Below are 21,936 nucleotides of genomic sequence, written 5' to 3' on the forward strand. Positions count from 1 at the left end.
CCTCCAAAGAAATTAGAGGGTCAGAAGAGGTGCGGTTTTACTTCACCAGCTTGCTCTGAGCCCAGGCAATTCCGCTGGCGTACTCAGGCGGCAGCAGCGGCACTATCGCTTCGAGCGAGGCGCTCAGGCGGTCGGTGTCGCTGTCGTTCAGGTTGAGGTGGCCCACTTTACGGCCGGGGCGCACTTCTTTGTCGTACCAGTGCAGGTGCACCAGCGGCAGCTTCAGCCAGTCATAATTCAGGTCGGTGCCAATCAGGTTAACCATCACCGAAGGCGCATTGACCACCGGCTGCGGCAGCGGCAAATCAACAATGGCGCGCAGATGCAGCTCAAACTGGCTGATGGATGCACCGTTTTGCGTCCAGTGGCCGCTGTTATGTACGCGCGGGGCCAGCTCGTTAATCAGCAGGCCGGACGGAGTAATAAAGCACTCCATCGCCATCACGCCCACGTATTTCAGCTCGTGCATGATGGCGCTAAGCATGGTTTCTGCCTGGCGCTGCTGCTCCGCGTTAGCATGAGGGAAAGCAACGCTGGTGCGCAGAATGCCGTCCTGGTGCAGGTTATGGGTCAGCGGATAGAACACCGTGTTGCCGTCGTGCCCGCGCGCGCCAACCAGAGAAACTTCGCCGGAGAAGTTGATGCCCTGCTCGACGATGCATTCCCCGTAGCACTCTTCCGGCAGTTGGTCGGTTTCATCGGCACGTAAGCGCCACTGGCCGCGGCCGTCATAACCGCCGACGCGGCGTTTTACGATGGCGAGTGAACCAAGCTTACCGAATACGTCGTTCCACTCGTCGCTACCTGAAAGCAGCTGCCACGGCGCTGTTGGCAGCCCGAGCTTGTCGAACAGCTGTTTCTGCGTCAGGCGGTCGGCGATTATCGGGAAGACATCGCGGTTCACGAAGGCATTATGGCGAGCGAGTTCGCGGGTTAGCGCGGTCTCCGGCCAGCGTTCAATTTCTGCGGTGATAACGCTCTGCGCAAAGGGAACAGCTTCCGGTTCGGCGTCCAGCCCAACGGGGTAAACGGCGATGCCCAGCGGTTCACCTGCCTGGCGTAGCATACGGCCCAGCTGGCCGTTGCCTAATACGCAAACCTGCTTCATGCCTCACCCCGTGGGTCCGGGTTGTCCAGCACTTCGTCGGTCTGGCTTTGGCGCCATAAGGCCAGGCGCTGGCTCAGTTCGACATCGTGTAAGGCAAGGATCTGGGCGGCCAGCAGGGCAGCGTTAGCGGCGCCCGCTTTGCCAATTGCCAGGGTGCCAACCGGAATACCGCGCGGCATCTGGACGATAGAGTAAAGACTATCCACACCGCTCAATGCGGCGCTTTGTACCGGCACACCCAGCACTGGCACCAGAGTCTTCGCGGCCAGCATACCCGGCAGATGCGCTGCACCGCCGGCCCCGGCGATGATCACCTGGTAGCCATTAGCCTCGGCCTGCTCGGCAAAGCTGAAAAGTTTATCCGGCGTGCGGTGGGCGGAGACGACTTCGACATGGTGAGGGACATTCAGGGCGGTAAGGATTTCAGCGGCGAACTGCATGGTGGCCCAGTCACTTTTGGAACCCATAACAATGGCGATACGCGCCGGGGTGTGCTCAGAAGACATGCGTCTCAAAACTCCTGTGGGTGTGCAGACATCGTCGAGCGTCGTGCGCTCGGTCAGAAGGGCTGAGAGAATAGCACGATCCTGAGGCAAGGAAAACGGTTGCGTGGTTAACAATGCGGCAAAAAAACAGTTTCAGGATCAGAACGGGAAGCGAATCAGCTCGACGTTTTCCGGCGTGACTTTCACCATCGAACCTTCCTCGTGCCACGCGCCTAATACGCAGCGAAACGCGGGTTTCCCGTTGGCGCTCAGCTCGTGAATGGCGGGGCGGTGGGTATGGCCGTGAATCAGCCACTGCACCTGTTGCCGGGTGAGGGTATCGATAACCGCCTGCGGGTTAACGTCCATGATATCCATCGACTTGCTGCTGTTAGCCGCTTTGCTGCCCGCGCGCATGCGTGAGGCAATGCGTTTGCGGATAAACAACGGCAGCGCCAGAAACAGCGTTTGCAGCCAGGGTTGATGCACTTTACGACGAAATGCCTGGTAGCCTTCATCGTCGGTACAGAGCGTGTCGCCGTGCATGATTAGCACTTTGCGGCCATAGAGCTCGAGCAGCTTTTCTTCCGGCAGCAGGGTCATGGCGCTGGCTTTGGCAAAACGCTTGCCGACCAGGAAGTCACGATTGCCGTGAATGAAGTAGCAGGGCACGCCTGAATCAACCAGCGCTTTAATGGCGGCGGCAATTTGCCCGTGCAGCGGTTCCGGGTCGTCATCGCCAATCCAGGCTTCGAACAGGTCGCCCAGGATGTAGAGCGAGTCGGCTTTACGCGCTTCACCGGCTAAAAAACGCAGAAAACCGGCGGTAATCGCCGGTTCTTCTGAGCAGAGGTGTAAATCTGCAATAAACAGGGTCGACATTATTCGGCTACGGTTACGCTTTCGATAATAACGTCTTCTTTCGGTACATCCTGGTGCATACCGCTGCGGCCGGTGGAAACGCCTTTGATTTTCTCAACTACGTCCATTCCTTCAACCACTTCTGCGAATACGCAGTAGCCCCAACCCTGCATGCTTTCGCTGCTGAAGTTCAGGAAGTCGTTGTCGGCAACGTTAATAAAGAACTGTGCGGTTGCAGAGTGCGGAGCCTGGGTACGAGCCATAGCCAGCGTACCGCGGGTGTTTTTCAGGCCGTTATTCGCTTCGTTCTGAATAGTGTCTTTGGTCGCTTTCTGCTTCATACCCGGTTCGAAACCGCCGCCCTGGATCATAAAGCCGTTGATCACACGGTGGAAAATGGTGTTGTTATAGAAGCCTTCGCGGCAGTAATCCAGGAAGTTTTTAACGGTAATCGGCGCTTTATCATCAAAAGTTTTGATGACGATATCGCCGTGATTAGTGTGAAAAGTAACCATGCTTGCATCCTATGAGTGTCAGAGAGTACGACGGCAAACGGTGCTGCCGTACCAGCACGCTGTTATAGCATAACGCTACATCATAGTCAGTAATGCAAAGCAGACTGCCGCCGGGGAAAATTATCGGGTAAGATAACCGGAGTATTCTTCCACACGCTTACATGGAATCCCCTGATGTTAAAAATATTTAATACCCTGACTCGCCAAAAAGAGGAATTCAAACCTATTCATGCCGGAAAGGTAGGCATGTACGTGTGTGGTATCACCGTTTACGATTTGTGTCATATCGGCCATGGCCGTACTTTTGTCGCGTTTGACGTGGTTGCCCGCTACCTGCGTTCTCTCGGCTATGAGCTGAACTACGTGCGTAACATCACCGACATCGACGATAAAATCATCAAGCGCGCGCAGGAAAACGGCGAAGATTTTGTCGCCCTGGTTGACCGCATGGTGGTTGAAATGCACAAAGACTTTGATGCCTTGAACATTTCCCGCCCGAACAGCGAGCCGCGAGCCACCCAGCATATTCCGGAAATCATCGAAATTGTTGAACAGCTTCTGGCGCGCGATCACGCCTATGTAGCTGAGAACGGTGACGTGATGTTCTCGGTGGTCACTGATCCGAATTACGGTTTGCTGTCTCGCCAGGATCTGGATCAGCTTCAGGCCGGCGCGCGTGTTGACGTGGTTGACGTGAAGCGTAACCCGATGGACTTCGTGCTGTGGAAAATGTCCAAGCCGGGCGAGCCGAGCTGGGCTTCTCCGTGGGGCGAAGGTCGCCCGGGCTGGCATATCGAATGTTCGGCGATGAACTGCAAAGAGCTGGGCAACCATTTTGATATCCACGGCGGCGGTTCCGACCTGATGTTCCCGCATCACGAAAACGAAATCGCGCAGTCTACCTGTGCCCATGACGGCGAGTACGTCAACACCTGGATGCACTCCGGGATGGTGATGGTCGACCGCGAGAAAATGTCCAAATCGTTGGGCAACTTCTTCACCGTGCGCGACGTGCTGAAATATTATGACGCCGAAACCGTGCGTTATTTCCTGATGTCCGGCCACTACCGCAGCCAGCTTAACTACAGCGAAGAGAACCTGAAACAGGCTCGCAGCGCCCTGGAGCGCCTGTATACCTCGCTGCGCGGCACCGACAGCAGCGTTGCTCCGGCAGGGGGGGAAGCCTTTGAAGCCCGCTTCCGCGAGGCGATGAATGATGACTTCAACACCCCGGAAGCCTATTCCGTGCTGTTTGATATGGCGCGTGAAGTGAACCGCCTGAAAACCGAAGACATTCATGCGGCTAACGGCCTGGCTTCGGCGCTGCGCAAGCTGTCTGCCATTCTGGGACTGCTGGAGCAGGATCCGGAGCAGTTCCTGCAAGGTGGCGCTCAGGCGGACGATGGCGAAGTGGCGGAAATCGAAGCGCTTATCAAACAGCGTAATGATGCACGTAAGTCTAAGGACTGGGCGCTGGCGGACCAGGCGCGTGACCGTCTGAATGAGATGGGCATCGTGCTGGAAGACGGCGCGGGTGGGACAACGTGGCGTCGTAAGTAAGTTTTCAAATGTGAAAAAGCGGCTCAATGAGCCGCTTTTTTTTATGCCTGGCCGCTGTGGCGCGGCCTTATTTGCAGGTGCTTTATTCTGGCGCTGAGGTGCGAATCAGGTAATCAAACGCGCTCAGGGAGGCTTTAGCGCCTTCGCCGGTCGCGATGATTATCTGCTTGTAAGGCACGGTGGTGCAGTCGCCCGCGGCGAATACGCCCTTCACGGTGGTTTCGCATTTCGCGTCGATGATAATTTCACCCATGCGGTTGCGCTCCACGCTGCCTTCCAGCCAGGTGGTGTTCGGCAGCAGGCCGATTTGCACAAAGATGCCGGACAGGGCAACGTCGTGGACGCTTTCGGTTACGCGGTCTTTATATTGCAGACCTGTCACTTTGCTGCCGTCGCCTTTCACTTCCAGGGTTTGCGCATTCAGGATGATGTCTACGTTCTTCAGGCTGCGAACTTTATTTTGCAGAACCTGGTCAGCTTTCATTTCCGGGGCAAATTCCAGCAGGGTGACGTGTTCGACGATGCCTGCCAGGTCGATAGCCGCTTCCACGCCGGAGTTACCGCCGCCGATAACCGCTACGCGCTTGCCTTTAAACAGCGGGCCGTCGCAGTGCGGGCAGTAGGTCACGCCCTTGGTGCGGTACTGATCTTCGCCAGGCACGTTCATATTGCGCCACTTCGCGCCGGTCGCGATGATAATGCTGCGGGCTTTCAGGGTTGCGCCGGAAGCCGTTTCAATCTGGTGCAGGCCGCCTTCCGCTTTTGCCGGGATGAGCTTGCTGGCGCTTTGGGTATCAATAACGTCCACGTCGTAATCATCGACGTGGGCTTTGAGCGCCCCGGCCAGCTTCTGGCCTTCGGTTTTTGGCACCGAAATGTAGTTTTCGATATCAACGGTATCCAGTACCTGGCCGCCGAAACGTTCGCCCATCAGGCCGGTACGAATGCCTTTACGTGCCGCATACACCGCCGCCGCCGCACCTGCAGGGCCGCTGCCGACAATCAGCACGTCGTACGCATCACGCTTGTTCAGTGCTTCTGCCGCACGTTTTTCCGCGCCGGTATCAATTTTGCCGACGATTTCGGCGAGCGTCATGCGGCCCTGGCCGAACTCTTTGCCGTTAAGGAATACCGCCGGAACGCCCATCACGTTGCGTTCCTGAATCTCATTCTGGTAAACGCCGCCGTCAATCGCAGTATGGCTGATGCGCGGGTTGAGCACGCTCATCAGGTTCAGCGCCTGCACAACGTCCGGGCAGTTGTGGCAGGAGAGCGAATAATAAGTTTCAAAATGGAAGTCACCGTCTATCTCGCGGATTTGCGCCAGCAGATCCTGAGACTCTTTGGACGGGTGGCCGCCGGTCTGGAGCAGCGCCAGCACCAGAGAGGTAAATTCGTGACCCAGTGGGGAACCGGCAAAGCGCGGACCCTGATTCGAGCCTGGGTTGGTAATCAAAAATGACGGTTTGCGCACCGGCAGGGCGTTATTAATGGTGAAAGTAACTTTGTCAGATAAGTCAGCTATCTCTGCCAGCAGTTCTTTTATTTCTGAAGATTTTGCGCCGTCGTCCAGCGTGGCAATCAACTCAACAGGCTTAGTTAGTTTCTCAAGGTAGGCTTTGAGTTGGGTTTTCATATTTGTGTCGAGCATGATAAGTCTCCCTGGTGGCGAGAAAAAACGGCTACCAAAAGGAGTAGCCGTAAAATAAAAGAGGGTAACGCGGGTAAAACTTAGATTTTGCCGACCAGGTCCAGAGATGGAGCCAGAGTCGCTTCGCCTTCTTTCCATTTAGCCGGGCAAACTTCACCTGGGTGAGAAGCAACATACTGAGCGGCTTTCACTTTACGCAGCAGGTCAGAAGCGTCACGGCCGATGCCTTCTGCGGTCACTTCGATAGCCTGGATGATGCCCTGTGGGTCAACAACGAAGGTTGCGCGGTCTGCCAGACCTTCGTCTTCACGCATGTTTTCGAAGTTACGGGTCAGCGCGCCGGTTGGGTCGCCGATCATCGCGTATTTGATTTTAGCGATGGTTTCAGAGCTGCCGTGCCACGCTTTGTGGGTGAAATGGGTGTCGGTAGAGACGGAATAAACGTCCACGCCCAGTTTCTGCAGTTCTTCGTAATGGTCAGCCACGTCGCCCAGTTCGGTAGGGCATACAAAGGTAAAATCAGCCGGGTAGAAGAAGAATACGCTCCAGCGTCCTTCGGTGTCTTTTTCCGTGACTTCTACGAATTCGCCGTTTTTAAAAGCCTGGTTTTTGAAAGGTTTAATTTTAGTATTGATTAAAGACATCTGAACTTCCTCCGTTTTGCGATGGGGCTAAGGTAACGAAGTTTTGGTTCAGGCTCTAATGGGTAGGTTTTATCGAATCAAGAGGCATTACCTAACAAGATGATATTGTGCAGGTGAATTGACGAGGAATTCCCGAACCACTCTCCTTTACCGGCTGATACAGGAGAGTGTGATATCAAGTCTGCGGTATTAGCCCGCGGCGGAGGTTTTTTTGGTGAACAGAGCGTAAATGTCACGTACTAAAAGAGCAATGCTATCGGCGTTATTGAGCATAACTGTAGCTAAATAACCCGGGTCGTTTCTGAGAAGATAATCCAGAGCCTGGTTGTCGGCCAGTTCCTGCATTAAAGGCTTATAAACTGCGATACTTTTAAAGTAGTTAAGATTTAATTTCTCAAAATTAAGCCTTTCGTCTCTCTTTATCTCTCCATTTTTTATTTTATCTATCATGTGGCTGATTGATTTCGATGCTTCTAAATACTGTCCTTGATGCAACGGGTTGTAGGTTATATCCAGTGCCATGCCGCCAAAGTGCGAAGCTTCATGCACAAGGATGTTAACCAAATCAGGAGCGTGTTTGCCCTCCTCAACATAATGATAAGTTTCATGGTCCCCGTTCATGTAATACAGTTTGTCGGAGTTTATGACAAAGTTTCTGCTGCCATCGGTAGGCGTGAATGCAATCGTACCGGTTAAACAATCTGCATAATTTAAGATCGGCGGCCCATATGGATCCTCTTTGGGCAAGAGTTGTTTAAAGGTTTTTGATGGGGTTTTATTGATGTAAGATAATATTATTTTGTCTGATTTTAAATTCTCTCTGATAAATTCAATGCGCTGAGCGAGGGCTGCGGAGAAGCTATGAATAAACAATGTGCTGTCTGTTTTGAATGTGCTGGAGATATAATCGGTTACTTTTTTGTCAGATACCTCAAGCCTGTTCATAACGAGTTCAAACACGTTGTTTTTAATATGATTAATGATGCTTGATACTTTCCATTTTGCAGCGTAAAGATATGAGAAAGAACCCTCATTTATTTCTGAGAGAGAAATTGATTGGATAATGTTCTCCGTTGCTTGTGAATATCTTTTGGGATATAGCTCTGCTCTGATAATATCCGGTGAAAGAGTTATCTTGGGTGTAATACGGAGCTCTATATCGGGGATGTTATATACGCCAGATTTTAAAATAGCTGCGACAGCAGTATGAATTTTATTTGCATGGCCGAGTGAAACAAGATCTTCATTTTCGAAGTAGTTATCTATCGATGCCCGAGGAACATTTACGGTGCTTGCCAGATACTCCTCAGGAAGGCTAAGAATGACCTCGGTATCTTTGTCATTTTTTTTCTCTATCAATGTCACGATGGCTAGTTTATCTTTTTTTCCAGACAGTAATGGACTTTTATAAAGCTTAAGGGCTTCTTTATTTGTTGGGTTTTTTTTATTTGCGGCAGCTATCCATTCAGCATTAAAGAAATGCCCTTCATGAAGGAAGTAATATTTTCCATTTTTCTGGTTGCGATAGATGTTTGGGTACTTCTCATCAGGAAGAGGATGCATGTCTTTAGTTAATATAGTTTTGCTGCTGGTATTTCTGTTTTTGATTTCTTTTTTTAATAGTTGGTCAAGAGATGACGTCATTTTTAATTGACTACATCTTGATTTTTGTGTTGGTGATTTTTTCTCGGCACATACAGTTAGCGGAATAGTGGTGAGGAATTCATCGTTATTCTTTTCTCTAATTAGCAGATATTTGTCATTGTGAGGGTAGAGTTTTGTTACGGACTTTTCACTCTTTTTAAGATTCTCTATTTCAACCGTTCCCTCACTATCAATGTGTAGGATGTTGAAATTATTATCACCTATAGAGAATATCATATTAAAGTTATTATCAATGAAAACTCCTTGCCCTACATTAATTTTGGGGTGGGATTGGCTGGGTTTTCCATTTTTCATCAGATATTGATATGCTTCATCCTCAATAAAATAATTCTCATTAAATTTAGGTATTCTGGTTTTATGAAAACTATAGAAGTTAATATTTTTACTGGTCAATGGATCGGAAAGAGGAGAAGAGAGAGCGTTCGTTTCCTTGAGTAGAATTTTTTCTGATTCTTTAAGATTTACCATTGTTAAGAGTTCATTGTCATCAGTCAGTAAAACTCGTACCCTGTTAATGAATGCGTAGCCCAGGAGTTCTTCTGCCTCCAGCATTTCACTGAGCAAACTCATGCATAATATGTTAATAGCATTATCACGCAGTTTTTTGTATTCGGATATTTTTTCCTGGTAACTGTCGGCATTCAGAGCGCGTACAAGGTTAAAAGCAAATGAAATAAATGGTGTGATAGGGTTGGGGATCAAATTTAAATCATAGAGTAAATTTTCCCATAATCCTGTCTTATACACGCCTGGTGCTAAATCTATTATATGAAGGTCTGAATTTATTTTCTTTAATATTCTGTCATGATATTCATAGAAGAATCTATTTTTATTGATTGGTGCTCCTCTTGCAATTGCATTGCCGTAGTCATTGTTTTGTCCAAAATATATCAGCCAGCTGTCAATGCCATAATAAAATTTACCATCCTGGCGGATGAGTAAGCTGAAGTGTGATGCTAATTGCTCCCTTCCGTTTCTTGTTTTACAAAAATGCATTACCCAGCGCTCCATTGCTGAGTCGTTCGGTAGACCGATAAATTTAACGATATTGTTAGGGAAGTAAAGTGTTATACGACCATTTTTATGATTCTTGAATATAAAAGCATTTGAAGCTTCATAACTGTTGATGGCGAATGGTGATAGGGTAACATCTTTTCCCGGTAGCTTGCCTATTCCCTGTAATGCATCTTTAACAAAATTGTTATCGATCATGCTATTTTCCAGACCAATAACAAAGTCAATGAAACGTCTTTTGATAAATGCTTCTTTGTTTTCTAATGAAGGGAGCAGCTGATTCTGGGCAAAAGATGAGATATCAAAGTCAGAGAAAATAGTGACGACATCGGATGCCAGGATATTTAACTCGTCTTTCTTAATGAAATACTTCTGGTTTATTTTACTAATATTATAAATTCCACAATCTCTATCTATACGAGATTCTTCCCAGTCAAATGGGTTGTCTTTTGAGTTGAGCAGCCAGTTGGTAAGGCTTGTGTTTATTTTGGCTGGAGATAATTTAACGATATGTTGATCCGCTATCTTATCCAGGAAAGGCCTTCGCGGAAATAATTTATCCTCTACCAGTATATAGTCTCCGTTGAGGCACAGTAGGTAAGTTGTCGTTGGATCTATATTTATATTTTTAAATTTAGGAATTGTTTTTTTTATGTGTTTTGAAACAAGATTTTTGATTCTGCTTTTTGTCGATGATGTGTCTTCATAGTATTGAGATATTTTTTTGTCTCCACTGCTGATGAAATCGTCATGAATGTCGATAATGCTTTCGGTTATATTGTCAAATAGGTCAGTTAGATTTTGCTGGGCAACTGATGGGGTAACAGAGTCTGCGTTAGCCATCGGGAATTTTAAAATATCGTAGGGGGTAATATAATTGGTTATCTGTTGTATTCCATAGGTCATTTTATTCCATATTTCCGGAGGCCGGGAAGGGATGTCCGGGAGTGGTTTTTGTGGGGGGGAGTAGTTTATGGATGCTGGCAGGTTAACCTTATTTTCTGGCACCAAAAACACCTTGTTCACTTCTGGTCGGGTTTGGGGAGAATTGGCTTGGCGTGTACGGTTTTCTCTCGAAATATCTTCAGCCCTCGCAGGTGTTACGGCTGGCCCGATATGATGATTTCGCACCGTACTCAGTACCGCAAGAAGATTAACCATCGCATGAGCAGTATTTTGTCTGTTGTGATTACCCGAATGTAAACCTGGCCGGCACGCCAGTTTTTTGATTCTTTCATCCTGAGACTGTTGAGTAAGCTGGTATTTATCTTGTTGCATGGTGTGGCTTCCCGTAGCCCGGCGATGCTGTTGATAAGGGATTGATATATTTGGCATGACTATATTCCCGAAAATAATGAATGAGTTGCCCTGAAGATAAATTTATTTTTTTATTTCAGAGGTCAGCAGATTATTTGTATGGGACGAGTCTTTCTTGCAGGAAACGCTTAATGACGACTAGCGAAGAATTGAAGAAGAAAATGATTTCAATGAATTGTTATTTTTGGTGATTATTGAGCAATAACTTCTGGATGTTGTAATTGATAGGGCGAGATGGTTTTTTATTGGCCCCCTTCGTTGCGGGAAGGGGGCCGGCGTTGCGCGTTACAATTCCACTTTAAAAAATTATAACAGCGGTGAAATTACAGCATCTAACGGCTAAACAGGTCAATTCCCCGCTCCGTTGTAGTGGCGATGATTGTAATAGCTGGAAACTATTAAAGGGTTTTTGTCTTAAAATGCACATAAGTGGCGAGAAACCCAAAGCGATGCACAATTTGATTACGGGGGAATTGCAGCGGCGTTGCAACGACGCTAAATTGGCGGGTTCTTATCTTCCTGAGTCATGAAACCGCGCCGCACGGCGGGGTTTTTGAGGTACTGGCGTTGTCGGAATTGCTTTCTGTTGGGCTATTTATAGCGGCGATTGCCGTGTACGCGGCGAAGGCCGGGCGAAACATCTGGTGGCTGACGGCCATTCTGGTGATGCTCGGTCTGTTTATCGTGCTTAACGTTACGCTGCTGGCGAGTAACTATTTTACCGGCGAAGGCATTAACGATGCGGTGCTCTATACCCTGACCAGCAGCATGACCGGGGCAGGCGTTGGCAAATATGTTCTGCCCGGGCTTGGCATTGCCGCCGCGCTGGTGGCGATGTTTGGTGGCCTGACGTGGGTTCTGCGGCGTAAAAATCGGCCTCATCATCTCGGCTATAGCGTGCTGGCGCTCGTACTGGCTTTGCTCTCGATTAAAACCACACCGGCTTACCAGCAGGTAGTTTCGCTGATTAAATCCCAGACCCGCAGCGGGGATTCCGATTTTTCCGCGTGGTACAAAGTGCCGGAAGGCAACATCAAAAATCCGAAGCTGAACCTGGTTTATATCTACGGCGAAAGCCTTGAGCGTACTTATTTTGACGAGCAGCAGTTTCCGGGGCTTGCGCCGGAGCTAAATGCTCTGAAAAGCGATTCACTGGATTTCAGCCATACCGGCCAGATACCGGGCATGGATTACACCATCGCCGGGATTGTCGCTTCGCAGTGCGGGATCCCGCTGTTTGCCCCGTTTGAAGGTAACTCGTCGGCTTCAATGTCGAGCTTCTTCCCGAAGAACATCTGTCTTGGCGATATCCTGAAAGCCTCCGGCTACCAAAACTACTTTATTCAGGGGGCTGACCTGCGCTTTGCCGGTAAAGACATCTTCCTGCAATCTCACGGCTTTGAACATATGTATGGCGCTCAGGAACTGAAGGGAATGGTGGCCGACCCGAACTATCGTAATAACTGGGGCTTTTACGATGATACCGTGCTGGAAGAGGCTTATGAAAAGTTCATCGAGCTATCGAAGGCCGGCAAGCGTTTCTCCCTGTTTACCCTGACGGTAGACACCCATCACCCGGACGGATTTATATCGAAAACCTGTACCCGGCGCGGCTATAGCTACGAAGGCAAAGACAATCGCTCATTTGGCGCGGTGGCGTGTAGCCAGCAGCACATTGCCGCGCTGATTGAAAAAATCAAAGCCTCGCCTTATTTCCGCAATACGGTGATTGTGGTTTCTTCTGACCACCTTGCGATGAACAACACCGCTTATAAATATCTGACAAAGCAGGACAGGCAGAATCTGTTCTTTGTGATCCGCGGCGATAAACCGCAGGCCGGGCTTAAGGCGGTGAAACGCAACACCATGGATAACGGCGCAACCGTGCTGGATATCCTCGGCGGTGGAAACTATATCGGGCTGGGCCGCAGCAGCCTGTCTGGTGAGTCACTGTCGATGGTTTTCACCAACCTCAAAGAGAAGGTTGTTGAGTGGAAGCCGGACGTTATCGACCTGTGGAATTTCCCCAAAACCATCAGCCGCTACAGTATTGATCAGCAGAAAAATATCTTCAGCTATTCCGGGGCGCACTTTAAGCTGCCGCTGCTGCTGAAAATTGGTAAGGGCAAAATCGAGCCGCTGCCGGAGAGTGAATATTCTGCGCCTCTGCGCTACCAGCTGGCTGATTTTAAAAGCGATGACCGGTTTATCTGGGCCGACCGCTGCTACAAAATGGCTCGCCTGTGGGCGCCGGAGCTTGCGCTTTCAAATGAGCTTTGCGTGGCGCAGGGGCAGCTCGGCGGCGAGCCGACGGTGCGGCTGGCGGGCAATCCGCTTGATGAATATAACGTGCAGTTTGCCGAACAAAAGCTCGATAACGCGCGGTTTAAACGCAACGTCTCACAGCTGAAAGCCGATGAAAAAGACATCCGTTACCAGGCCGATAGCTTTATTTTCAACGTGGCCGGAGCGCCGCAAAGCGTGAAGCAGTTCAGCGGAGTTTCCCGCCCGGAGGCCTGGGGGCGCTGGTCGAACGCTAATACCGCACCGCAGGTGAAGATTGACTACCTTGAACCGCTGCCAGAGAAGTTTGATCTGGTGCTGATCGCCAAAGCTTTTGGCCCGAACGTGGGTGAGCCGGTATCGATCAAAGTCGGAGAGCAGGAACAGACGATCACATTTGGGGATCAGCTTTCTACCGTCACGCTGCGTTTTGAAAACCCCGAAGGCAGTAACGTGCTGACGATTGAGCCGCCGAAGCCGCAGTTGTCGAACGAGGGAAATATTCTTGGGCATGAGCCGCGCAAGCTCGGGGTGGGGCTGGCTGAATTGAAGATTGTGCCGATAAGCGAATAATCCCGCTCCCCGGGAGGGGAACGGGCGGGCAGGTCAGAGGATTTCCAGAACCTGCTCGGGCGGGCGGCCAATGCGAGCTTTTCCGTTGGCCAGCACGATAGGGCGTTCGATAAGCTTCGGGTGCTCAATCATGGCGTTTATTAGCGCGTCTTCCCCGAGGCTCTGGTCATCAAGCTTCAGTTCTTTGTAGAGGTCTTCTTTGCGGCGCATTAGTTCACGCGCGCTGGTGAAGCCTAATTTTGCCAGCAGCGACTTGACGGTTGCTGCATCCGGCGGGGTTTCCAGGTAAAGCACCACTTCCGGCTCAACGCCATTTTCCTTTAGCAGGCTCAGCGTTTCGCGGCTCTTGGAACAGCGCGGGTTGTGGTAGATTTCGACCTTCGTGGACATAGAGACTCCTGTTTACATCTTCATATAAGGTTTAAAACGCTGCTGTAGCTGGCGCAGCTGATCGATGCGGGCGTCATAACGCGCCTGTTGCAGGCTGCCCAGCTTGACCTGCGAACTGGCGCTGCTGAGCAGGGAAATAGCCTGATCGAGCCGCCCGTTTAATGCCATAACTTCCGCCCTGGCGGCCAGCTCCTGGTCGCGATTACCCAGCGCTCCCTGAGCCTGAGCCAGCAAATCCCAGCCGTTGGTATCGTCGGCATGGGCGAAGGTATAGCGGTTGAGCAGGGTTACCGCGGCGGCAGGCTGGCCGCCTTCAAGGTAAGCGTTGGATAGGTTGAGCTGTAGCACCGGGTTATTTTTCAGATCCGGCGCGTTTTTCAGGCGGTTAATGGCGTCGTTGGCCTTGTGCTGGCCGAGGTCGATATCGGTAGCGAGATCGAGATACCACGGATTAGTCGGCTGGGCGCTAAGCAGCGGCTGTAGAGCCTTCCTCGCCTCATCGTACTTACTGGCCTGTAGGGCCAGCAGCGCTCGACCGTACTGGGCTGCGCTTTGCTCACGCACGTTGCCTTTTGACCAGGTATCCAGCATATCGGTGGAGAGCTGGTTGCGCCCGGAGTTATACATCCCCAGCGCGCGGGCTTTTGCCATGTAGAAATTTTCTGAGGACTGCACAACAACCGGGCGCATTTGGTTGGCGCGGTTGCGGGCGTCCGCAAGGCGGCTTTCCGGCAGCGGGTGGGTCAGCAGAATTTCCGGCGGGCGAGAAGAATAACGAGCCTGGTCGAGTAATTTTTCCAGGAAGCCGGGCATCGCCTGTGGATCAAAACCAGAACGTTGAAGCACCTGGATCCCGATGCGGTCTGCTTCCTGCTCATTTTGCTGGGTGAAACTGATCATCCCCTGCTGCGAGCCCGCCAGCGTGCCGGAAAGCGCCGCCATCCCGGCCTGCGGGCTGGCCATCGCCAGCAGAATAGAGCCCAGAGCGCCAACCCAGGTCAGCGGAGCGTTTTTCTTCTGGTCTTCCATCGCGCGCGCGAGGTGGCGCTGGGTAACGTGGGAAATTTCGTGCGCCATAACCGAAGCCAGCTGGCTTTCGGTATCGGCATAGCGGAACAGCGCCGAGTGCAATACCACGTTTCCGCCGAAGAAGGCGAAGGCGTTAATCTCGTCGTTATTGATTAAAAAGAAGTGGAACGGGGTTTTTACCGAGTCGGCATGGCTAACCAGCCGCATGCCGAGGGAATTAATATATTGGGTCAGCAAGGGATCGTTAATTAACGGTGCGCTGCCGCGCAGCTGACGGACGTAGAAATCGCCCATCTGCATCTCCTGGCCGATGGACAGCGTGCTGCCTGCCGACGTCCCCATATCGGGCAGTTGATCGGTAACATCCGCCCGTGCCGGAAGCGAGCCGCCTGCCAGCAGCGCCGCCATAAGTGTTGCAATCAGGGGCTTTTTCAACTGCCTAACCATAACTACTGTCCCGTTTAGTCGTCGTCCAGATTTTGACACGATGAATACCAGTTTGTTCGCATAAAGAAGTGTACTGTAGGGCGTTGAAGCTGCGAACATTTTATTTAGTGGATAAGCAGTTTGTAATGCGCCGTAAAAAGCGAAGTCTTTGCGGTGACATTTAGATACAATTCGGCCTCGTACAAAAGTTTCACGGAAGGGATGTATGCTCGACATGTTGTTGCAGTGGTATCGCCGTCGTTTCAGCGATCCGGAGGCTATTGCCCTGCTGGTTATTCTGGTGGCGGGTTTTTGCATCCTGTTCTTCCTTCACGGCCTGCTGGCGCCTCTGCTGGTTGCCCTCGTGCTGGCCTACCTGCTGGAGTGGCCGACCGTTCGCCTTGAGCGGGTGGGCTGCTCTCGCACCTGGGCAACAACTATCGTGCTGGTGCTATTTGTCGGCATTCTGCTGCTGATGGTGCTGGTGGTCGCTCCCGTAGCCTGGCAGCAGGGCATCTACCTGATTCGCGACATGCCGGGCATGCTCAATAAGCTGTCCGACTTTGCCGCCACGCTTCCTAAGCGTTACCCGGCGCTGGTGGATGCGGGCATTATTGATGCTATGGCGGAGAACATGCGTGGGCGTCTGTCCGGCATGGGCGACCAGGTGGTGAAATTCTCGCTGGCGTCGCTGGTTGGGCTGCTGACCCTCGCCATTTATTTGATCCTGGTGCCGCTGATGGTGTTCTTCCTGGTGAAGGACAAAGAGCAAATGCTGAACGCCGTGCGCCGCATTTTGCCGCGTAATCGTGGCCTCGCCGGGCAGGTCTGGCTGGAAATGAACCAGCAAATCACCAACTACATTCGCGGCAAAGTGCTGGAAATGATCGTGGTTGGCGTGGCGACCTATATCGGATTTATCGTCTTCGGGCTTAACTATTCGCTGCTGCTGGCGGTGCTTGTCGGCCTTTCGGTACTTATTCCGTATATCGGCGCATTTGTGGTCACTATCCCGGTGGTTTGTGTGGCGCTGTTCCAGTTTGGCCTCGGTACGGAATTTTGGACGCTGTTCGGCGTGTACCTGATTATTCAGGCGCTGGACGGTAACCTGCTGGTGCCGGTGCTGTTCTCCGAGGCGGTGAACCTTCACCCGCTGGTGATTATTCTCTCGGTGGTTATCTTCGGCGGGCTGTGGGGGTTCTGGGGCGTGTTTTTCGCCATCCCGCTGGCTACGCTGATTAAGGCTGTGGTACATGCCTGGCCGGATGCGACGCTTATCGACGACGGCGTCGGAGATAAATAACAGCCACAAAAAAGCCGACGGTTAAGTCGGCTTTTTTATTTATTCTCGGGTCAGGCGTTTTCGTTCACCCAGCCCAGCACGATGTCGTGGTGGTTGCTGGTTTTGAAATCGTCAAACACCTTCTCAACCTTGCCTTCGCCGTCCAGCAGGAAGCTGATGCGGTGAATGCCGTCATAGGTTTTGCCCATAAAGGATTTCTCTCCCCACACGCCAAACTGGTCGCAGACCTGGTGGTCTTCATCAGAAAGCAGGGTAAAGTTAAGCAGCTCTTTCTCGGCAAAACGGGAAAGTTTTTCCGGCTTGTCGGTGCTGATTCCCAGCACTTCCACGCCGCGCTTTTTCAACTCATCCATGTTGTCGCGCAAACCACATGCCTGCACGGTGCAGCCTGGTGTCATCGCTTTAGGATAGAAATAAACCAGAACTCGCTGTCCCTGGAAGTCGGTTAAATTTACTTGTTCGCCGTCCTGATCGGGCAAGCTAAATTTCGGTGCAATATCACCGGCTTTCAGTGGGCTCATCGCTACTCTCCGTCTTTAATCGTCTTGCTGTGGGTTAACCACGCTAATAGTGCCTTCTGCTTTCAATTCTGTACATAGGGCTTTAAAAGCTTGCTCAATAATTGTTGCATCCTGGGAGCCTGGGCTGTGGGCGGTTATTTGAATATACAGCCGCGGGCCAACGTCATTTTCGGCGGGTTTGGTGCGGGAAACCAGCTCTGCAATGTTCATCTGATGGGTATCGAACAGGTGGGTAAAACGCTCAATCAGATGTGGAGAGTCGGCGACTTCAACCTGCACCCAGACGGTGGCGGGCATCGCCGGTCTTTCCTGAGCCGTTGTGCGCTTCATCACAATTAACAGATCAAGCTCCGCGCCCTTAAGCGGCAGGGTGGACTCAATCAGGGTTATCGCGTTCCAGCTGCCGGAGAGCAGCATAATGAAGGTGAACTCTTCACCCAGCATCGCGAGGCGGCTGTCTTCGATATTACAGCCGCAGCTGCTGACGTGGCGGGTAATGGTATTGACGATACCAGGGCGGTCCGCCCCCAGGGCTGTGATAACCAAATAATGACGTGATGAGGGTGCCAAGCGCGTTCTTCCTGTGAATCGGTGAGATTGACATTAGGAAAGCATAAAAAAAGTATGCTGCCAACCGCTTAGCGCCTTCTGGCGGCTTGCTTTTGCTATGGCACCAAACGTAACATTGGAGAACATGTTTGCAAAGAGGGTGGCTAATGTTTACGGGAAGTGTTGTCGCGCTAATTACGCCGATGGATGAGAAAGGTAGTGTCTGCCGGTCCAGCCTGAAAAAACTGATTGATTACCATGTCGCCAGCGGAACGTCGGCGATTGTATCGGTAGGGACTACCGGTGAATCGGCTACCTTAAGCCACGACGAGCACGTCGACGTAGTGAAGCTCACGGTGGAACTGGCTGACGGGCGTATCCCGATTATTGCCGGCACCGGTGCGAACGCCACCTCTGAAGCTATTTCCCTGACCAAACACCTCCACAACAGTGGAATTGTTGGCTGCCTGACGGTCACCCCTTATTACAATCGTCCTACCCAGGAAGGCCTGTACCAGCACTTCAAAGCGATTGCTGAAAGCACCGATCTGCCGCAGATGCTGTACAACGTGCCGTCGCGCACCGGCTGCGACATGCTGCCGGAAACCGTTGGCCGCCTGGCGAAAATTAAAAATATTATCGGTATCAAAGAAGCCACCGGGAACTTAAGTCGCGTAAACCAGATCAAAGAGCTGGTTGAAGATGACTTCATCCTGGTGAGCGGCGATGACGCCAGCGCGCTGGACTTCATTCAGCTCGGCGGCCACGGGGTAATTTCGGTTACCGCAAACGTAGCCGCGCGTGAGATGGCGGAAATGTGTAAACTGGCCACCTCAGGGCAATTTGCACAGGCTCGCGAAATTAACCAGCGTCTGATGCCGCTGCACCATAAATTATTTGTAGAACCCAACCCTATCCCGGTGAAATGGGCCGCCAGGGAGTTGGGTCTTGTGGCAACCGATACCTTACGTCTGCCGATGACGCCGCTGACCGACGAAAGTCGCCCGGTGATTATCAGTGCGCTTAAGCATGCCGGTTTGCTGTAAAGCTTAGGGAGATTTGATGGCTTACTCAGTACAGAAGTCGACGGTGGCAAAAGTTGCTGTTGTTTCGCTCGCCATGTTGTTAGCGGCGTGCAGTTCCGATCAGCGTTACAAGCGTCAGGTTAGCGGCGATGAGTCCTACCTGGATGCAACCCCACTTGCGGAAATCCACTCTCCGGCCGGGATGATCCTGCCGATACAGAATGGCGACTACAACATTCCGGTCACTAACGGCAGCGGTGCTGTAGGTAAGCAGCTGGATATTCGCCCACCGGCTCAGGCTCTGGCTTTGGTCAACGGGGCGCGTACTCAGTTTACCGGCGATACCGCGTCTCTGCTGGTTGAAGGGAATAAAGCCAGCGGCCTGTGGAACCAGGTTGTCAGCATTATTCAGTCCCAGAACTACACGATTGCGAAGCGCGACGACGCTGGGCAGACCCTGACTACCGACTGGGTACAGTGGAACCGTGCTGACGAAGACGTGCAGTATCGTGGCCGCTACCAGATTACCGTGCAGCCTCAGAACTACCAGCAGGCGGTTGTGGTTAAGCTGCTGAATCTGGAGCAGGGCGATAAGCCAATTGCCGATGCCGCATCCATGCAGCGCTACAGCGCGCAGATGCTGAACGTCATCAGCGCGGGCCTCGACAAGTCGGAAACGGCTCGCCAGAACACGCAGGACAATCGCAGCTCCGCACAGCTCGACGTGCAGAGCGCCGCGGATGATACCGGCCTGCCAATGCTGGTGGTCCGTGCGCCGTTTAACGTCGTGTGGAACCGTCTGCCGGCCGCGTTGGAAAAAGTGGGCATGAAAGCCACCGATACTACCCGTTCTCAGGGCAATATCGCGGTGACCTACAAACCGCTTTCCGACAGTGCGTGGAGCGAGCTGGGTGCAAAAGACCCGGGCCTCGTGAGCGGCGACTATAAGCTGCAGGTCGGCGACCTCGATAACCGCAGTAGCCTGCAGTTCATCGACCCGAAAGGGCACACGCTAACGCAGTCTCAGAATGATGCTCTGGTAGCCGTCTTCCAGGCAGCATTCAGCAAGTAATACTCAGGGGCCGGATAATTCCGGCCCTTGTTATTTAAGCCTATCTAGATACCCTGAATAATTCGAGCTGCAGGAAGGCGGTAAGACTGGAAATCTCCGGGAGCATAGCGAACTATGTGGCCGGAGTGAGCAGGCGCAACCAACGCACATGCAGCTTGAAGTATGACGGGTAAACCCCTCCGATTGCGCAAGCGATCGCTATACCTGGAGTAAGAAAGATGCAAAAGCAAGCTGAGTTGTATCGTGGCAAAGCGAAGACCGTCTACAGTACGGAGAACCCGGACCTGTTGGTACTCGAGTTCCGCAATGATACGTCAGCAGGTGACGGTGCGCGCATTGAGCAGTTCGACCGTAAAGGGATGGTAAACAACAAGTTTAACCATTTCATTATGGCCAAACTGGAAGAAGCGGGTATCCCGACCCAGATGGAAGCGCTTCTGTCCGACAACGAAGTGCTGGTTAAAAAGCTCGATATGGTGCCGGTTGAATGCGTCATTCGTAACCGTGCCGCAGGATCTCTGGTAAAACGCCTCGGCATTGAAGAAGGCATTAAGCTGAACCCGCCGCTGTTTGACCTGTTCCTGAAAAACGACGCCATGCATGACCCTATGGTCAACGAATCTTACTGCGAAACCTTTGGCTGGGTGAGCAAAGAGAATCTGGCCCGCATGCGTGAGCTGAGCTACAAGGCAAACGACGTGCTGAGCAAGCTGTTTGACGACGCCGGGCTTATCCTCGTCGACTTCAAGCTGGAGTTCGGCCTGTTCAAAGGCGAAGTGGTGCTGGGTGACGAATTCTCCCCGGACGGCAGCCGCCTGTGGGACAAACAGACGCTTGATAAGATGGATAAAGATCGTTTCCGCCAGAGCCTGGGTGGCCTGATTGAAGCGTATGAGGAAGTTGCTCACCGTCTTGGCGTTAAACTAGACTAACCACGCAATCGTTTACGTTGCGCAATGGGGTGCGTTTTTGCGCACCCTGTTTTTTCGCCGTCTGTTCTTATGGTAATCCTGCCGTTAACCACCTACGATCTAACCATTACAAGTTGTGAATGAGGTAGAAAGTATGCGTTGGCAAGGACGTCGCGAAAGCGACAATGTAGAGGACAGGCGCAGTGATTCCTCCGGCCCCGGCATGAGCATGGGCGGCGGCGGGTTCCGTATTCCACGCGGTAAGGGCGGGCTGGTGCTGCTGGTAGTGGTGATTGTTGCCAGCTACTACGGCGTCGATTTGACTTCCTTCCTGTCCGGCGGCCAGCCGGTGCCCCAGCAATCCTCTCAGCAGCGTTCCATTAGCCCGAAAGATGACGAGGCGGCAAAATTTACCTCGGTTATTCTGGCGACCACCGAAGATACCTGGGGTGAAATCTTCCAGAAAATGGGCCGCACCTATCAGCAGCCAAAACTGGTGATGTATCGCGGCGCGACCCGCACCGGGTGCGGCACCGGCCAGTCTGTTATGGGGCCATTCTACTGCCCGGCTGACAGCACGGTATATATCGATCTCTCCTTCTACGATGACATGCAAAGCAAGCTTGGCGCGGGCGGTGATTTTGCCCAGGGCTACGTCATTGCTCATGAAGTTGGCCACCATGTGCAGAAACTGCTGGGCATTGAGCCTAAAGTTCGCCAGCTACAGCAAAATGCTTCACCGGCAGAAGCCAACCGTCTGTCGGTGAAAATGGAGCTACAGGCGGACTGTTTTGCAGGCGTCTGGGGCCACAACATGGAGAAGCAGCAGGTGCTGGATGCGGGAGATTTGCAGGAGGCGCTTAACGCCGCCGAGGCCATCGGCGACGACAGGCTTCAGCAAAAAGGGCAGGGTCGCGTGGTGCCGGACAGCTTTACCCACGGTACTTCCGAGCAGCGTTACACCTGGCTTAAGCGCGGCTTTGACAGCGGCGACCCGGCGCAGTGCAACACCTTCGGCAACTCGCTTCGTTAAC

At 52.0% G+C, this 21,936-nt stretch carries 18 protein-coding genes; 7 read left to right on the plus strand and 11 right to left on the minus strand.

Annotation, left to right across the window (positions count from 1 at the left end):
- Positions 1-37: 37 nt before the first annotated feature.
- The 4 genes from purK to ppiB all read right to left on the minus strand — a co-directional run bounded on the left by purK (position 38) and on the right by ppiB (position 2,969).
- Positions 38-1,108, minus strand: coding sequence for a 5-(carboxyamino)imidazole ribonucleotide synthase (purK, locus tag FOC35_RS14535; RefSeq protein ID WP_172569281.1), 1,071 nt, complete (start codon positions 1,106-1,108; stop codon positions 38-40).
- Positions 1,105-1,614 (minus strand): 5-(carboxyamino)imidazole ribonucleotide mutase, encoded by a 510-nt coding sequence (purE, locus tag FOC35_RS14540; protein ID WP_172569282.1) that lies wholly within the window; start codon positions 1,612-1,614, stop codon positions 1,105-1,107. Before purE ends, purK begins: the two co-directional genes overlap by 4 nt.
- A gap of 138 nt (positions 1,615-1,752) precedes the next feature.
- On the minus strand, positions 1,753-2,475 hold the full coding sequence (gene lpxH / locus FOC35_RS14545; protein WP_172569283.1) for a UDP-2,3-diacylglucosamine diphosphatase: 723 nt from the start codon (positions 2,473-2,475) through the stop codon (positions 1,753-1,755).
- Positions 2,475-2,969 (minus strand): peptidylprolyl isomerase B, encoded by a 495-nt coding sequence (gene ppiB, locus FOC35_RS14550; RefSeq protein ID WP_172569284.1) that lies wholly within the window; start codon positions 2,967-2,969, stop codon positions 2,475-2,477. Before ppiB ends, lpxH begins: the two co-directional genes overlap by 1 nt.
- Before the next feature lie 174 nt (positions 2,970-3,143).
- Between ppiB and cysS the strand changes: the two genes are divergently transcribed.
- A complete protein-coding gene (gene cysS, locus FOC35_RS14555) occupies positions 3,144-4,529 on the plus strand; it encodes a cysteine--tRNA ligase (protein ID WP_172569285.1) in 1,386 nt (461 codons plus the stop codon).
- Between the two features lie 82 nt (positions 4,530-4,611).
- On the opposite strand, the gene ahpF is transcribed toward cysS, so the two are convergent.
- The 3 genes from ahpF to FOC35_RS14570 all read right to left on the minus strand — a co-directional run bounded on the left by ahpF (position 4,612) and on the right by FOC35_RS14570 (position 10,838).
- Positions 4,612-6,180: an alkyl hydroperoxide reductase subunit F gene (ahpF, locus tag FOC35_RS14560; RefSeq protein WP_172569286.1), complete on the minus strand. Its 1,569-nt coding sequence runs from the start codon at positions 6,178-6,180 to the stop codon at positions 4,612-4,614.
- Positions 6,181-6,260: 80 nt separating this feature from the next.
- Positions 6,261-6,824: an alkyl hydroperoxide reductase subunit C gene (gene ahpC / locus FOC35_RS14565; protein WP_008460202.1), complete on the minus strand. Its 564-nt coding sequence runs from the start codon at positions 6,822-6,824 to the stop codon at positions 6,261-6,263.
- 189 nt (positions 6,825-7,013) lie between these two features.
- The gene (locus tag FOC35_RS14570) at positions 7,014-10,838 is read right to left on the minus strand and encodes a dermonecrotic toxin domain-containing protein (protein ID WP_172569287.1); all 3,825 of its coding nucleotides are present in this window, start codon (positions 10,836-10,838) and stop codon (positions 7,014-7,016) included.
- Between the two features lie 549 nt (positions 10,839-11,387).
- Here FOC35_RS14570 and opgB point away from each other — a divergent pair.
- Entirely contained in the window at positions 11,388-13,676 is a 2,289-nt protein-coding gene (gene opgB / locus FOC35_RS14575; RefSeq protein WP_172569288.1) for a phosphatidylglycerol--membrane-oligosaccharide glycerophosphotransferase, read from the plus strand.
- A 33-nt stretch (positions 13,677-13,709) separates the two neighbouring features.
- Here opgB and arsC read toward each other — a convergent pair whose 3' ends face one another.
- Together arsC and bepA are read right to left on the minus strand one after the other, a co-directional pair.
- Positions 13,710-14,066, minus strand: a complete 357-nt coding sequence (gene arsC, locus FOC35_RS14580) for an arsenate reductase (glutaredoxin) (RefSeq protein WP_172569289.1) — start codon at positions 14,064-14,066, stop codon at positions 13,710-13,712.
- A 12-nt stretch (positions 14,067-14,078) separates the two neighbouring features.
- Positions 14,079-15,542 (minus strand): beta-barrel assembly-enhancing protease, encoded by a 1,464-nt coding sequence (gene bepA / locus FOC35_RS14585; protein WP_172569290.1) that lies wholly within the window; start codon positions 15,540-15,542, stop codon positions 14,079-14,081.
- Positions 15,543-15,747: 205 nt separating this feature from the next.
- Between bepA and FOC35_RS14590 the strand changes: the two genes are divergently transcribed.
- Positions 15,748-16,824, plus strand: a complete 1,077-nt coding sequence (locus FOC35_RS14590) for an AI-2E family transporter (RefSeq protein WP_172569291.1) — start codon at positions 15,748-15,750, stop codon at positions 16,822-16,824.
- A gap of 50 nt (positions 16,825-16,874) precedes the next feature.
- Here FOC35_RS14590 and bcp read toward each other — a convergent pair whose 3' ends face one another.
- Both bcp and FOC35_RS14600 read right to left on the minus strand, forming a co-directional pair.
- Positions 16,875-17,345, minus strand: coding sequence for a thioredoxin-dependent thiol peroxidase (gene bcp / locus FOC35_RS14595; protein WP_016537602.1), 471 nt, complete (start codon positions 17,343-17,345; stop codon positions 16,875-16,877).
- A gap of 15 nt (positions 17,346-17,360) precedes the next feature.
- Positions 17,361-17,915, minus strand: a complete 555-nt coding sequence (locus tag FOC35_RS14600) for a glycine cleavage system transcriptional repressor (protein ID WP_039898557.1) — start codon at positions 17,913-17,915, stop codon at positions 17,361-17,363.
- Between the two features lie 146 nt (positions 17,916-18,061).
- Between FOC35_RS14600 and dapA the strand changes: the two genes are divergently transcribed.
- From dapA to FOC35_RS14620, 4 genes are all read left to right on the plus strand, one after another.
- Complete coding sequence (dapA, locus tag FOC35_RS14605) at positions 18,062-18,940, plus strand: 4-hydroxy-tetrahydrodipicolinate synthase (RefSeq protein ID WP_016537600.1); 879 nt, start codon at positions 18,062-18,064, stop codon at positions 18,938-18,940.
- A gap of 16 nt (positions 18,941-18,956) precedes the next feature.
- Positions 18,957-19,991 (plus strand): outer membrane protein assembly factor BamC, encoded by a 1,035-nt coding sequence (gene bamC, locus FOC35_RS14610; protein WP_016537599.1) that lies wholly within the window; start codon positions 18,957-18,959, stop codon positions 19,989-19,991.
- Between the two features lie 218 nt (positions 19,992-20,209).
- Positions 20,210-20,923: a phosphoribosylaminoimidazolesuccinocarboxamide synthase gene (purC, locus tag FOC35_RS14615; protein WP_172569292.1), complete on the plus strand. Its 714-nt coding sequence runs from the start codon at positions 20,210-20,212 to the stop codon at positions 20,921-20,923.
- 133 nt (positions 20,924-21,056) lie between these two features.
- Positions 21,057-21,935, plus strand: coding sequence for a neutral zinc metallopeptidase (locus FOC35_RS14620; RefSeq protein WP_172569293.1), 879 nt, complete (start codon positions 21,057-21,059; stop codon positions 21,933-21,935).
- The last annotated feature ends 1 nt before the right edge of the window (position 21,936 follow it).

It is taken from the genome of Cedecea sp. FDAARGOS_727 (assembly GCF_012273235.1).
Lineage (GTDB): Bacteria > Pseudomonadota > Gammaproteobacteria > Enterobacterales > Enterobacteriaceae > Cedecea > Cedecea davisae.